Origin of the sequence: Sinosporangium album (genome assembly GCF_900100605.1) — a bacterium.
Taxonomy (GTDB): Bacteria; Actinomycetota; Actinomycetes; order Streptosporangiales; family Streptosporangiaceae; genus Sinosporangium; species Sinosporangium album.
Genome location: NZ_FNCN01000033.1, coordinates 13,209 through 28,951 on the forward strand (window position 1 = coordinate 13,209; position 15,743 = coordinate 28,951).

Here is a 15,743-nt window from a genome sequence, read left to right on the forward strand (position 1 = left end):
GGTTACTCCTTGGGTGTGGTGCTTGTGAGTGCCCGGTCGACGATCGGGCCGATGGTCTTCAGCGCGTGGGGCGTGAGCATCTCGGCGTGGGTGACGTCGACGTCGTGGTTGCGGATCTCGCCGGTGACGTGGCAGCGCCACAGGAGGTGCTCTTCGCGTTCGTCGCGGTCCTTGGTCGCGGTGACGAAGGTGACGTCGCCCCGGTAGGGCGCGTATCCGGCGGTGAGCAGCAGCCCCATGCAGGCCCGGTGGACCGCCCCGATCGCGGCCACGGTGGCGGCGTCGAAGTCGCCCACCGCGCCCGACTCGCGCATGCCTTGGAGGAACTCGGCGGTCTCCTCGCGGCTCAGCTCGTCGAGTTCCTCGGGGGTGCGGGTCACCCCTTCGCCTTCGGCGTCCATGGGGAAGGTGTCGAGCAGGCCGAGGAACGCCACCTCGTGGCCGTCTTCCTGGAGGGCGGTGGCGATCGAGTACGCCACCTGCCCGCCGAACGACCATCCCAGCAGGTGGTAGGGGCCCTGCGGCTGGACCTCGCGGACCCGTGCGGCGTAGAGGCGGCCGAGGTCGGCCAGGCTGGCGGCGTCCACCGGTTCGCCGGACAGCCGCGGCGCCTGGATGCCGTAGAGCGGCCTCGCCGGGTCGAGGTACGGCAGGAGCCCGCCGTACAACCAGCTGAATCCCGCGGGCGGGTGGGCGCAGAAGAGCGGCGGCAGCTCGCCGCCGGCCCGCAGCGCCAGCATGGGTTCGAACCCGCGGGCGTAGGGCAGGTCGGCGTCGCCGTACAGGTGGGCGGCGAGGCCGGCGACGCTGGGCGCGGCCATGACGGACGCGAGCCGCAGCGGCACGTCCAGCTCGGCGCGGATGCGCGCGGCGAGCCGCATGGCGAGCAGCGAGTGGCCGCCGAGTTCGAAGAAGTTGTCGTCGACGCCGACCCGGGGCAGTTCCAGCACGTCGGCGAAGATCCGGCAGAGGGTCTCCTCCCGCGCGTCGCGCGGCCCCCGTGAGGTGGCGGCGGCGGCGAAGTCGGGCGCGGGCAGGGCGCGCCGGTCGAGTTTGCCGTTGATGGTCAGCGGCAGCTCGGGCAGCGGGGTGATCGACGACGGCACCATGTACGCCGGGAGCCGTTCGCGCAGTGCCGCCGCCAGTTTGCCGCCGTCCAGCGCACCCGGGTCGCCGGGGTCCGCGGCGTCCGGCACGACGTAGGCGGCCAGGCGGGTGACCGTGCCGGGGATCGCGACCACGGCGGCCTGGCCGACGCCGGGCAGGTCCGCCAGGGCGGCCTCGATCTCGCCCAGTTCGACGCGGAAGCCCCGGATTTTGACCTGGTCGTCGGCGCGGCCGAGGAAGTCCAGGTTGCCGTCGGCGCGGGCGCGGACGACGTCGCCGGTGCGGTACATCCGCTGCCCCGGCTGGAACGGGTCGGCGACGAACCGTTCGGCGGTGAGCGCGGGCCGGTCGAGGTAGCCGCGGGCCAGGCCGACGCCGGAGACGTAGAGTTCGCCGGCGGAGCCGACCGGCACCGGGCGGAGCCTCTCGTCGAGCACGTAGACGCGGGTGTTCCAGATGGGCTTGCCCACGATGGGGGTGACCGCGTCCTCGGTGCCGCCGCCCAGGGTGTTGATGGTGTATTCGGTGGGTCCGTACAGGTTGTAGCCGCGGGTCCCGTCGGTCGTGCGGAGCGTCTCCCACAGGGCGTGCGAGACGGCCTCGCCGCCGAGCAGCACCAGCGGCGGGATGTGCCGCCCCGCGTCCAGCAGACCGTGCTCGACGAGTTGCGTGCCGTACGACGGGGTCACGTTGAGCACGTCGATGCGGTGTTCGGCGCAGTAGTCGGTGAGGGCCTGCGCGTCGCGCCGCATCTCCTCGTCCAGCACGTGGACCTCGTGGCCTTCGACGAGCCAGAGCAGCTCCTCCCACGACATGTCGAAGGAGAACGACACGGTGTGGGCGATGCGCAGCCGCCTGCCGGCCTCCGCGACGACCGGGTCGAAGATCTCTGCGCGGTGGTTGAACTGCATGTTGGTGAGTCCCGCGTACGGCACGACCACGCCCTTGGGGCGTCCCGTCGAGCCCGAGGTGTAGATCACATAGGCCGGGTGGGCCGGGGAGAACTCGCGCCCGAGGTCGCCGTCGGGCTGTGCGGAGAGGTCGGCGAGGTCGTCGGGCGTCAGCACGCACAGCGGTTTGGCGTCGGCCACCATGTGCTCGATGCGGTCGGCCGGGTAGTCCAGGTCGAGCGGCAGGTAGGCCGCTCCGGTCTTCAGCACGGCGAACAGCGCGGCGACCATGTCGGCGCTGCGGGGCAGGGCCAGCCCCACGATCCGCTCCGGGCCCGCGCCGCGCCGCGCCAGCATGTGGGCGATGCGGTTGGCGCGGGCGTTCAGCTCGGCGTAGGTGTGGCGGACGTCCCCGAACACCAGGGCGGTCTGGTCGGGGGTGCGGGCCGCCTGCTCCTCGAACAGGCGGGCGATGGTCTTGTCGGGGATCGGGTGTGCCGTGTCGTTCCATTCGACCAGCACCTTGTGCCGCTCGTCGGGGGTGAGCGGGTCGAGGCGGCCGACGGGGACGGCGAGGTCTCCGGCGACGTGCTCCAGCATGCGGACGAACCTGGCGAGGATCGCCTCGGCGAGGGTGCGGTCGAACACGTCGGGCCGGTAGGCGAGGGACACCAGCAGGGTGGTGTCGGGGGTGACGACGAGCGTCAGCGGGTAGTGGGTGCCGTCGACGCTGTCCATGTCGGCGATGCCGTACCGCTGGGTGATGTCGGCGCGTTCCTGCTCGTCGCTGCCGAAGTTGCGCAGCACGTAGAGGGTGTCGAAGAGCTGTCCGACTCCGGCGGCGCGCTGGATCTCGGCGAGGCCGAGGTGGTCGTGCTCGACGACGCGGGCGCGTTCCCGCTGGAGCCTGGTGAGCATGGCGAGCAGCGGCTCGTCGGGGTCGACGGCGACGCGGACCGGCACGGTGTTGAGGAACAGGCCGATGGTGTCCTCGACGCCCGGCACCTCGGGCGGGCGTCCCGACACGGTCGCGCCGAAGACCACGTCGCGCCGCCCGGTCACGCCGGCGAGGACCAGGCCCCAGGCAGCGTTGAGCAGGGTGTTCAGGGTGAGTCCGCGTCCGCGGGCCTGGGCGGCGAGCCGGTCGCCGAGTTCGCCGGGGAGCTCGGCGAGGACGGCGTCGGGCACGGCGGCGGTGAGGCCGCGTTCGGCGGGGGCCAGCAGCGTGGGCTCGACCGGCCCGGCCAGCGCCTCGCGCCAGGCCGCGAACGCGGCGTCGCCGTCGCGGCCGGCCAGCCAGGCGAGGTAGTCGCGGTACGGCGTGGGCCTGGGCAGCGCGCGCCCTTCGTAGATCTCGAAGAGTTCCCGCAGGAACAGGCCCTCCGACCAGCCGTCCCACAGGATGTGGTGGTGGATCATGACGAGGATGTGGTGGTCTTCGCCCAGCTTGATGAGGGTGAACCTCAGCAGTGGCGGCTTTTCCAGGTCGAACCGGGTGGCCCGGTCCTCCTCCATGATCTCCCGCACCCGGTCGCGGGGGTCGGGGAGGCCGCTGAGGTCGATGACGGTCAGCGGCACCTCCGCCGCCTTCGGGATGAACTGCACCGGCCGATCGACGCCGTCGTAGCGGAACCCGGCGCGCAGGTTGGGGTGCCGACGCATCAGTTCGCGGGAGGTCTCGCGGAGCCGGTCCACGTCCAGGGGGCGGCGGAGTTCGAGGTGGTTCTGCACGGTGTAGACGTCGAGGGCCTTCTCGTCGACGCTCGCGTGGAACAGCAGGCCCTCCTGGAGGGGAGCCAGCGGCAGCACGTCCTCCACGCCCGGCGGGAGGGAGTCGATCTGCTCCTGCGTGAGCCGTACGAGGGGGAGGTCGGACGGGGTGAGCGCGTCCACGCCGGCGAGCGCGGTCAACGCGGCAGTCCAAACCTCGCTGAGTGCCGACAAATCACCCTTAGGCAGGACGCTTGATGTCCACGTCACCACCAGCTCCGGCCCGCCCGGGCCGTCGTGCGTGACCGCGTCCACCTCCAGCGCGTACGGCGAAGCCTCCGATGCCTCCGATGCCTCTGATGCCTCCGCGCCGCCGGGCAGCGCCTCCGGCGCGATCGTCCAGTCCTCCCCGGTGGCCACGGCGAAACGCCCGAGATAGTTGAACAGCACCCTCGGCCTGCCCAGCCCCGCCAGCACGGCCGCCGTCTGCGGGTTGAGGTGGCGCAGCAGCCCGAACCCGAGGCCCTGCCCCGGCACCGCCCGGAGCTGCTCCTTGACCCGCTTGAACACCGCGGCGGCGTCGCCGTCGCCCGGCGCCAGCCGTACCGGGAACACCGACGTCAGCCACCCGGCGGTCCGGCTCAGGTCCAGGCCGTCGTGCTCCCGCCCGTGGCCCTCCAGCTCGACCAGCACCTCCCCCGCGCCCCGGTCGCGTACGGCGACCGCCAGCGCGGACAGCAGCAGGTCGTTCATCCGGTGCCGGGATTCGAGCAGGGCCCTGGTGCGGTCGGCGGGCAGCGTCGTGGTGACCGCCGCGACACCGCCGCCGGCCGGACCCGACGCGGCCCCCAAGGGGTCGGCGGCCGGGGCGAGGGTGTCGATCCAGTGGGTGAGCTCGGCGAGGCGCTCCGGCGCATGGGCCTGCTCGGCCAGCTCGCGCGACCAGCGCCGCAGCGAGGTGGCGACCGGCTCCAGGGCACGGCCTTCGAGGGCCGCCGCCAGGTCGGGCACGAGGAAGCGCCACGAAACGCCGTCCACGACGAGATGGTGCAACACGATCAGCAGGCGGCCGGAGGTGCCGGGTCCGAGGTCGAACCAGACGAGCTGGGCGTTGACGCCGACGTCGGGGTCGAGGCGGCCGACGGCGGCGCCGTACTCCTCGTCAAGCCGGTCCAGGCCCCGGACGTGCCGGATGTCGGAGGCGGGAACCGCGTCCGCGGGAAGCACCTCGGTTGTCCAGATGGCGGGGTGCGGCCGGGACAGGCGCAGGCGCAGGCCGTCGTGCCGGTCGAGCACGGCCCGCCAGGCCCGCGCCAGCCGTTCCGGGTCGAGACCGGGCGGCACCACCAGCAGTCTGGCCTGGTGGACGCGTTCGATCGGGCGCCCTTGTTCGCGCAGCCAGTGCATGACCGGGAGCGGGGCCAGCGGGCCGACCGGCTCGTCGCGTTCGGCGGGCCGCGCCTCGCGGGTGTCGTCGGCCTGCCGCTCCCCCGCCACCGAGGCGAGGCCCGCGGCCGTGGGGCGCTCGAAGACGTCGCGGGCGGTCACGGTGAGGCCGGCGGCCCTGGCCTTGGCGACCAGCGTGATGGACATGATGCTGTCGCCGCCGAGGGCGAAGAAGTCGTCGTGCGGCCCGACCGCGGGAAGCCCCAGCACCTCGGCGAAGATCTGCGCCAGCACCTGGTCGCCGCCGTCCGCCGACCCGCCCGCCGGTCCGGCCGGCGCGTCCGGGCGGGCGGCCTGGGGCGGAGCGGGGAGGGCCTTGCGGTCGAGCTTGCCGTTGACCGACAGCGGGAGCGCGGGCAGCGGCACGATGACCGACGGCACCACCTGGGCCGGCACCCGCGCCAGCAGGTGGGCCCGCACCGCCGCCACATCGATGTCGCCCGCGCCGGCCTCGCCCGTCACGTAGCCGACGAGCCGCCCGTCCACGGCCGCCGCGGCGGCCTGCCGTACGCCGGGGGCGGCCCGCAGGGCGGCCTCGACCTCGCCGAGTTCGATGCGGAAGCCCCGGATCTTGACCTGGTCGTCGGTGCGGCCGAGGAACTCGACGGCGCCGTCCGGCCGCCACCGGGCGAGGTCGCCGGTGCGGTACATGCGCTCGCCGTCGCCGAACGGGTCGGCGACGAACCGCTCGGCGGTGAGGCCGGGCCGGTTCAGGTAGCCGCGGGCGAGCTGCGCCCCGGACAGGTAGAGTTCGCCCGGCACGCCGACCGGCACCGGGCGCAGCGCGGCGTCGAGGATGTGCAGGCGGGTGTTCCAGACCGGCCGACCGATGGGCACGGAGGCCGAGCCGGGGTCGCCGGCGCAGGTGAAGTACGACACGTCCACGGCGGCCTCGGTCGGGCCGTACAGGTTGTGCAGGGGCGCCGGGTGCAGCTCGCGGAAGCGGGCGGCGAGGTCGGCGGGGAGCGCCTCGCCGCTGCAGAAGACGCGGCGCAGGCTCGTGCAGTCCGGCACGGCGGGGTCGGTGAGGAAGGCCCGCAGCATGGACGGCACGAAATGCAGCGTGGTGACGCCGCTCTCGCGGATGAGCCCGGTGAGGTAGGCGGGGTCGCGGTGGCCGTCGGGCCGGGCGAACACCACGGCGGCGCCCTGGCAGAGCGGCCAGAAGAACTCCCAGACCGACACGTCGAACCCGGCGGGCGTCTTCTGCAGCACGCGGTCGTCGGCGGCCAGGCCGTACTCGCCCTGCATCCAGGCGATGCGGTTGACGATGGCGCGGTGTTCGACGGCGACGCCCTTGGGGCGTCCCGTGGAGCCCGAGGTGTAGATGACGTACGCGGGGTGGCCGGGTCGCGCCGCCGAGGGGAACGAGGGGCCGGGTTCGGCCTGGCTCCGCCGTACGTCGTCGCGGGTGAGGACGCACACCGGGGCGGCGTCGGCCAGCATGAGGTCGCGGCGTTCGGCCGGGTAGTCGGGGTCGACCGGCAGGTAGGCGGCGCCGGTCTTGAGGACCGCGAGCAGGGCCGTCATGAGCTCGGCGGACCTCGGCACCGAGACCGCGACGACGCGCTCGGGCCCGGCGCCGCGCGCGGCGAGGTCGCGGGCGACGGCGGAGGCGCGGCGGTCGAGTTCGGCGTAGGTGAGCTGTTCGTCCTCGGAGATGACGGCGACGGCGTCGGGGGTGCGGGCGGTCTGCTCCTCGATGAGGGCGGCGAGCGTGGTGTCCGCGACGGGGACCGCGGTGTCGTTCCAGGCGCCGGTGATCGCGGCGCGCTCGCCGGGGGCGAGCACGTCGGCCGCACCGGCCCGGACGGAGGGGTCCTCGGTGACCCGCGCCAGCAGGTGGACGAGCCGCTCGGCGACGAGGTGGGCGGTCGCGGTGTCGAAGACGTCCAGGGCGTGGATCACGGTGAGTTCGGTGCCGCCGTCGGTCTCGACGGCGTTCACGGCGAGGTCGAACCTGGCGTGGACCGAGGTGTCCGGTTCGACCGTGCCGAGCTCCGGCTCGCCGCCCCGCCGGTGGTATTGCGTCATCACCTGGAACAGCGGGTGGCGGGCGGGAGACCTGGTAGGTCTGACGATGTCCACGAGCCGTTCGAACGGCATGTCCTGGTGGGCGAGGGCCGACAGTTCGGCCTCCCGGACGCGGGTGAGCAGCTCGGCGAACGCGGGGTCGCCCGACAGGTCCACCCGGACGACGAGGGTGTTCACGAAGAAGCCGATGACGTCGTCGAGGGTCTCGTCGTTGCGTCCCGCGACGGGCACGCCGAGGGGGATGTCGGTGCCGCCGCCGAGCCGCCCGAGCAGCAGCGCGAGGGCTGCCTGCAGCACCATGAACGGAGTGGTCCCGGTCCGCCTGGCGAGGGCGGCGACCCCGCGGTGCACGTCCTGCGGGAGGGCCACGCGCAGCATCCCGCCCCGGTAGGTGGGCCGGGCGGGGCGCGCCCTGTCGTACGGCAGCGCCAGCTCGTCGGGGATCCCGTCGAGCGCGGCCCGCCAGAAGGACTCGGCCTCGCCCTGGCCGGTGTCGAGCTGCCACAGCGTGTAGTCGGCGTACTGCACCGGGAGGTCGGCCCACCCGGGTGCCCTGCCGGTGAGCCTGGCCGCGTAGGCGGTGGCGAGGTCGCGCAGGAAGACCCGCTCGGACCATTCGTCGCTCGCGATGTGGTGGAACACGGCGGCCAGCAGGTGGGTGCCGTCGGGGAGCGTGAACAGGGTGCCGCGCAGGGGGTGTTCTACGGTCAGGTCGAAGGGGTGCTCTTCGGCGTCGCGCTGCGCCCGCTCGGACCACGGGGCGGTGGTGAGGGGCGGCGGGGTGGGGAGGACCCGCTGGAAGGGGGTGCCGTCCCGGTCGGGATAGACGGTACGGAGGATCTCGTGCCGGTCGGCCACGTCGTCCCAGGCGCGGCGGAACGCCCCGATGTCGAGGGGGCGGCCGTCGAGGGGGCGGTCGACGCGCAGCAGCGTCGGGATGTTGTAGACGGGGCTCGGCCCCTCCAGGTGGTGGAGGAACCACAGGCGGCGCTGCGCCGGGGACAGCGGCGGCTCGGCGGGCCTGGCCCCGCGCCGGGGCGCGGGCCGCGGCGCGGCCGACAGGCGCGGGATGAGCTTCTCCACGGTCCTGGCCTCGAACAGGTCCCTGATCTTCAGGGATGCGCCGAGCAGGCCCTTGATGCGGTTGACGGCGCGGGCGGCGAGCAGGGAGTGGCCGCCGAGGGCGAAGAAGTCGTCGCCAGGGCCGACGGCGGGCACGCCGAGCAGGTCGGCGAGCACGCCGCAGACGAGGCTTTCGCGTTCGTCGCGGGGGCCCTGGCCGGCCGGGCCCGTGCCGTACGCCTCGGGGGCGGGCAGGGCGGCCCTGTCGAGCTTGCCGTTGACGGTGACGGGGAGCGCGGGCAGCGTGACGACGGCGGGCACCATGTAGTCGGGCAGGCCGAGCCCGGCGGTGTCCACCGGGCCGCCGGCCGCGCCGGCGGCGTTGTCGGCTGCGTCGGCCCCGTCGGCCGGGGCTGCCACGACGTAGGCCACCAGGCGGTCCTCGCGGACGACCACGGCGACCTGGGCGACGCCGGGCAGGGCGGCCAGCGCCGCCTCGATCTCGCCGAGTTCGATGCGGTAGCCGCGCACCTTCACCTGGTCGTCGCCGCGCCCGTGGAATTCGAGGACGCCGCCGGGGCGCCACCGGGCGAGGTCGCCGGTGCGGTACATCCGCTCGCCGGTCTGGAAGGGGTCGGCGAGGAAGCGTTCGGCGGTGAGGGCGGGGCGGTTGAGGTAGCCGCGGGCGAGGCCCGCCCCGGCGATGTACAGCTCGCCGGTCACGCCGGGCGGCACCGGGCGCAGCCGTGCGTCGAGCACGTAGACGCGGGTGTTCGCGATCGGCCGGCCGACGACCGGGTCGGGGCTTTCCGACAGCGCCGCGCCGAGGGTGTCGACGGTGTCCTCGGTCGGGCCGTAGTAGTTGTGGCTCAGCACGCCGGGCGTGTCGCGGAGCCTGCGCCACAGCGCGGCCGGCACGGCCTCGCCGCCGAGCAGCACGAGCAGCGGCACGTGCCGTCCACCGTCCGGGGCGGGCCGCCCGCCGTCTGGGGCGTCCGCGCCCTTGTCGCCGGTGGTCGCGCCCTTGGCGTCGGCCGTCGCGCCGTCGAGCAGGCCGTACTCGACGAGCTGCTCGGCGAACGTGGGGGTGACGTCGAGCGTGTCGATGCGGCGGGCCACGACCTCGCGGACGACGGCCTCGGGGTCGCGGCGGGTGTCCTCGTCGAGGATGTGCAGTTCGTGTCCGCAGAGCAGCCACAGGAGCTGCTCCCACGAGGAGTCGAACGAGAACGACGCGGTGTGGCCGGCGCGCAGCCGCCGTCCTCCGGCAGCCTCGACGGCGGCGGCGAAGACGGTGTCGCGGTGGTCGCGGTAGAGGCTGGTGAGCCCGTGGTGGGCGATCTGCACGCCCTTGGGCCGCCCGGTCGAGCCGGACGTGTAGATCACGAAGGCGAGGTAGCGCGGGTCGCGCGCGACGGCGGGGTCGGTGTCGGGCTGCCCGGCGGAGTCGGGCAGCTTGGTGAGGACGAGCATCGGCCTGGCGTCCTCCAGCATGAGGGCGCGCCGCTCCTCGGGATAGTCCAGGTCGATCGGCAGGTAGGCGGCACCCGCCTTCAGCACCGCGAGCAGCGCGACGACGAGGTCGGCGCCGCGGGGCAGGGCGAGCGCGATGAGCTTCTCGGGGCCGGCGCCGAGGTCGATGAGCGCGTGGGCGAGCCGGTTGGCGCGGGTGTTCAGCTGGGCGAACGTGAGCGTCTCGTCGGCGGCCACGGCGACGTCGCCGGGCCGCCGCCGGGCCTGTTCCTCGAAGACGTCCACGACGGTGGCCGACGGCACGGGCGCGGACGTGTCGATCCACGCCCCGAGCACATCCTCGTCGGCGAGCAGCGGGTCGAGGGCGCCGACCGGCGCCGCCGGGTCGGCCACGAGCTGCTCGACGAACGAGGTGAAGCGGTCGGCGATACGCCGTACCTGGTCGCGGGTGAGCAGGTCGGGCCGGTATTCCAGCACGAACTCGGGCCCGCTTCCAGCCGTGCCGGGAAGCACGAGCAGGGCCAGCGGATAGTGCGTGTAGCCCTTGTTGCCCGCGCCGGTGACGGTGACGCCGCGGGCGCCCTCGGCGATGCCGCCGGGCCCCACCGGGTAGTTCTCGAAGACGATCAGGGTGTCGAACAGCGTGCCGAGCCCGGTGAGCGCCTGGATGTCGGCCAGCCCGAGGTACTGGTGGGCGAGCAGCGCCGCCTGCTCGTCCTGCAGCCGGGCCAGGCCGTCCCGGAACGGCTCGGCGGGGTCGAACCGCACCCGCACCGGCACGGTGTTGCTGAACAGGCCGACCATCGACTCGACGCCGGGCAGTTCGGCGGGCCGCCCGGAGACGGTCGCGCCGAACACGACGTCGTCGCGTCCGGTGAGGCGGCCGAGCAGCGCCCCCCATACGCCCTGGACGGCGGTGTTGAGCGTCAGCCCGAGGCGCCGCGCGAGCACGGCGAAGGCCGCGCCGAGCTCGGCGGGCAGCGTGAACGGCACCTCGTCGGGGGTGACGGCGGCGCGTGGCGGTTCGGCCCCGGTGAGCAGCGTCGGCTCCTGCACCCCGGCGAGCGCGTCGCGCCAGGCCGCTGTGTCGCCGCCGCCGTCGCCGCCACCGCCGTCGCCGCCGTCGCCGCGGCGCGCGAGCCACTCCAAGTAGTCCGCGTACGGCGCGGCCGGCCCGGCCGCTCCCCCGGCCGTCCCCCCGGCTGCTCCCGCGGCCAGTTCGCGCAGCCAGATCGGGGTGGACCAGCCGTCGATGACGATGTGGTGGCTCGTGACGAGCAGCCGGTGCCGCCCGCCGCCCAGCCTCACCAGGACGCACCGCATCAGCGGCGGCCGGCCGAGGTCGAACCGGTGGGCCAGTTCCTCCCGCTCCACGGCGGCGAGGTCGTGTTCCCGGCCAGTGAGGTCCACCTCGCGCCAGGGCAGTTCGACGGACGCCGGCACCACCTGGACGGGGACGGACAGGCCGTCGCGCACGAACGCGGCCCGCAGGTTGGGGTGGCGGGAAAGCGACGCCTCGACGGCGTCGCGCAGCCCGTCGACGGGGCCTTCCAGGTCGAGGTAGGTCACCGACGTGTACACGTCGAGCTCGCCCGGCCCGCCGAAGTCGGCGTGGAACAGCAGCCCTTCCTGCAGCGGCGACAGCGGCAGCACGTCCCGCAGCCCGGGGAACCGCCGCTCCAGCAGGTCGGCCTCCTCCTGCGTGATGCCGGCCGACGGCACGTCGTCGGGCGTCAGCGCGCCGCCGACCCCGGCGAGGTCCGCGAGCGCCTCCTCCCAGCGGGCCGTCAGCGCCGCGATCCACGCGTCGTCGAGCACACCGCGCGGGGCGCTCCAGTGGGCGCGCAGCTCGGGGCCCTCCGGCAGGTCGTTCACGAACACGTTGACGGCGAGGGCGTGCTCGACCGGCATCGCGGGGTCCTTGGAGACGGTGAAGTCGTCGCCTCCGGCGAACCGGCCCAGGTAGTTGAACAGCACCTGCGGTGTGGGCGCTGCGGCGAGGTGGCCGTGCAGGCGGGTCAGCACGCCGAACCCGGCGCCGTCCGACGGGACGGCCCGCAGCACCCGCTTCACGTGCTTCAGCACGTCGGCGGGGGCGGCGCCGGCGCCGGGCGAAAGCCGTACGGGGTATTCGGCGGTGAACCACCCGAGGGTGCGGGACAGGTCGAACGCGGAGTCGAGGTGCTCGGTACCGCGGCCGTGGCCCTCCAGCTCGACGAGGAGTTCGTCGCGCCCGACGGCGAGGGCGAGCGCGGCCAGCAGCAACTCGTTCATCCCGGCGCGGCAGCGGGTGGCGGCGGCCAGCAGCGCCGAGGTCCGCGCCGCCGGAAGCGTGGTGACGACCGTACGGCTGCCGCCCTCGGTGTCGCCCTCCCCGGGGAGCCGCGCGCCGAGGGGCCGTTCGGGGCGCTCCAGCACCCGCGACCAGTACGGCAGTTCGCCCGTCAGGTCGGCCTCGTGCAGCGAGGCCGACCACGTGCGCAGGGACGTGCCGACCGGTTCAAGGGGCCGCCCGGCGAGGGCCGCCCGCAGGTCGGGCAGCAGGACGCGCCACGACACGCCGTCCACGGCGAGGTGGTGCAGCGTGACGCGCAGCGTACGCCCGGCGCGGGCGAACACCGCCGTCCTGCCGGCGGACGGGTCCACCGACGGCACCGGCGCGTCCTCGTCCCACACCAGCGCCTCGGACGCGGTCACGGCACCCCGGGGACGCACCTCCAGCTCCCCGGCGGGGGTCATCCGCAGCCGCAGCGCGTCATGCTGGTCGAGCACGGCCTGTACGGCGGCGGCCACCTCGTCGCGCCCCGCGCCCTCGGGCAGCTCCACCCGGGCGGTGTGCGCGTAGCCGAGTCCCGCCGCGCCGAGCCCGCGCAGCCAGGCGGCCATCGGGGTGAGCGGCACCGGGCCGACGCCGTCGCCGGCGTGCCGCACCTCCTCGCGGGCGACCTCGGCGACGGCCGCCACGGCGGCGACGGTCTTGCGCTGGAACACCTGCCGGGGCGTGATCACGATGCCGGCTTTGCGGGCGCGGCTGCCGGCCTGGATGGAGGTGATGCTGTCGCCGCCGAGCTCGAAGAAGTTGTCGTCGATGCCGACGGCGGGCAGCCCGAGCACCTCGGCGAAGATCTCGGCCAGGGCCGCCTCGACGGGGGTGCGCGGGGCGCGGCCGGTCGTGGTGAACTCGGGCGCGGGCAGTGCGCGGCGGTCGAGTTTGCCGTGGGCGGTGAGCGGCAGCTCGGGCAGCACGACGACGGCCGCCGGCACCATGTAGTCCGGCAGCGTGGCGGAGAGGGCGGCGCGGGCGTCGGCGGGCGACACCGTGCCGTCCGTGCCGGTGACGTAGGCGATGAGCCGGGTGTCGCGCACCACGACGGCCGCCTGCCCGACGCTGGGAAGCCCGGTGAGCGCGGCCTCGACCTCACCTGGTTCGATGCGGTATCCCCGGATCTTCACCTGGTCGTCGGCGCGGCCGAGGAACGCCAGCGTGCCGTCTTCCCGCCACTGGGCGCGGTCCCCGGTGCGATACATGCGCTCGCCCGCGTGGAAGGGGTCGGCGACGAACCGCTCGGCGGTCAGGCCCGCCCTGCCGAGGTAGCCGCGGGCGAGCCCGGCCCCGGCGAGGTACAGCTCTCCGGGCACGCCGGGCGGCACGGGGTTCAGCCGCTCGTCGAGCACGTAGGCGCGGGTGCCGGCGATGGGCCGGCCGACGGTGGGCCGGTCGCCGCCGGCGAGGTCGGCGGCGAGCGCGTCCACGGTGAACTCGCTCGGGCCGTAGAGGTTGACCGCGTCGAGCCCCGGCACGCCGCGCAGGGTCGTCCACAGCCCGTCCGGCAGCGCCTCGCCGCCGAGCACCACGAGCGAGGGCCGGTCGGGGCCGTCGAACAGGCCGGCCTCGACGAGGCGCAGGCAGTACGACGGGGTCACGTCGAGCACGTCGACGTCGGTGAGCGCGCCGGGGTCGCGCCGGGCGTCGTCGTCGAACAGGTGGAGTTCGTGCCCCGACACCATCCAGAGCAGCGGGTCCCACGCGGAGTCGAACGTGGCGGCGTAGGTGTGGGCGACGCGGCGCCGCGGCCCGGCGTGCAGCTCGCGGCGGTGCCGGTCGTACAGGTTGGCGAGGCCGCCGTGGGTGACGGCGACCGCCTTCGGCCTCCCGGTCGAGCCGGAGGTGTAGACGATGTAGGCGAGGTTGCCGGGCGACACCGGCACCGGCGCGAACCGTCCCGCCCGGGCGGGACGGCCGGCCCGGGCGGCGCTCTCGACGACGAGCGCCGGGGTGACCGTGCACACCGGGTCGGCGTCGGCCGTCATGAACGCGCGGCGGCTCGCGGGCAGGTCCTCCGGCAGCATGAGGTGGGCCGCCCCGGATTTCAGCACGGCCACCAGCGCCACGACGAGGTCGGAGCCGCGCGGCAAGTCGATCGCGACGACCCGCTCGGGCCCGGCTCCCCGCTCCACCAGCAGCTCCGCCAGCCTGTCGGACCGGTCGTCCAGCTCGGCGAAGGTCAGCCGCTCGTCGGGCACCCCGCCCTCGGCGCGGGTGACCAGCGCGGTCGCCTCCGGGGTGCGCGCCACCTGCTCGGCCAGCCGTACGGCCAGAGCCGGGGAGGGCGCCGCCGGGCCGCCGTCGCCCCAGGCCAGAAGCCGCCTCCGCTCGTCGTCCCCGGCGAGAGGCACGGCGGCGACGGGGGTGTCGGGGGACGCGGCCAGGGCCTGGGCGAAGGCGGCGAACCGGGTGGCGTGGGCGTCGAGTTCGGCGGTGCCGTACAGGTCGGCGTTGGCGTCGAGTTCGAGGACAAGCGTGTCGTCGGCCGTCTTGTAGAAGCCGAACTCCAGGTCGTCGACCGGCCCGGAGGCGAGGTTGACGGTCGTGCCGGGGACACCGGCGAAGTCGAGGGCGTAGTCGAAGGCTTTGATGTTGACGGACGGCCCGTACAGGCGGCGCCCGCTGCCGACCAGGTCGAGGTCGCGCTGGAGTTCCTCGCCGCGGTAGCGCTGGTGGGCCTTGGCTCCGGCGATCTCGGCCTTCGCCTGGCGGGTCAGCGTGGTGAGGGTGGCGCCAGCGGGATCGGCGAGGCGCACGGGCAGGATGTTGACCACCATGGCGGGCACCCGGGCCGCGGGGGTGCCGAAGCGGCCGGCGAACGGCATGCCGAGCATCACGTCGCCGGGGCCGGTGATGCGCCGCATGTAGGCGGCGGTGACGGCGGTGACGGCCTCCGCCCACGTCGCGCCCGCCGCCTTGGCGGCGGCGAGCAGCGACGCGCCGGGGAACTCCACACGGTGGCGCAGGAACCCCCGCCGCGACCGGCCTTCCGCCGGTTCGGGAACGTCGGGGGTGTCGGGGGCGTCGGCGAGCTTGCCGAGCCAGTAGGCGCGGTCCTGCTCGCGGCGGGGCGAGGCGGCGTAGGCGGCCTCCTGGTCGAGCACGTCGCGCAGCGGCCGGAACGGGCTGTCTCCCCCGAATCCGGCCGCGGCGAGCGCCGTGTAGATGTCGGCGACGCGCCGGGCCACGAGGGTGAAGCCGTACCCGTCGAGCACGATGTGGTGGGCCCGCAGATACCACAGGTAGCGGTCGTCGCCGAGGGCGAACAGCGTCTCGGTGAACAGCGGCCCCTCGGCCATGTCCACGGGCTCGGCGAGGTCGGCGCGCATCCGGCGCAGGGCGTCCTCGCGGGTGGTGTGCACGGTGGTGGGCATCCACGCCACCGTGCCGGCGAGGACCTGCCAGGGGCCGTCCGGCCCCTCCTCGACGCGCACGTGGAGGGCCTGCGCCTCGGCGACGCCGAGTGCGCGGGCCTTGGCGAACAGCCCGAGGTCGAGCGGCCCGGCCAGCTCCACATACTGTCCGACGTTGTAGCGGGTGTCGGCGGGGTCGATGCGCTGGGCGTACCAGACGCCGGCCTGCGCTCCGGTGAGGGCGAGCAGCTCCGTGGACACGGGTTTTTCCAGCTCCTTGAACATTCCGCCCCGCCCGCGGGGCGGCGGCGGTCACTACTGCGTCTCTGGCGGCGGCGTGGG

The 15,743-nt window shown here is 74.7% G+C and carries 1 protein-coding gene; it reads right to left on the reverse strand.

Annotated features, from left to right (window positions below; all coding sequences use genetic code 11):
- Positions 1-2: 2 nt before the first annotated feature.
- Positions 3-15,662 (reverse strand): amino acid adenylation domain-containing protein, encoded by a 15,660-nt coding sequence (locus tag BLQ73_RS25095; protein WP_176955668.1) that lies wholly within the window; start codon positions 15,660-15,662, stop codon positions 3-5.
- Positions 15,663-15,743: the final 81 nt, after the last annotated feature.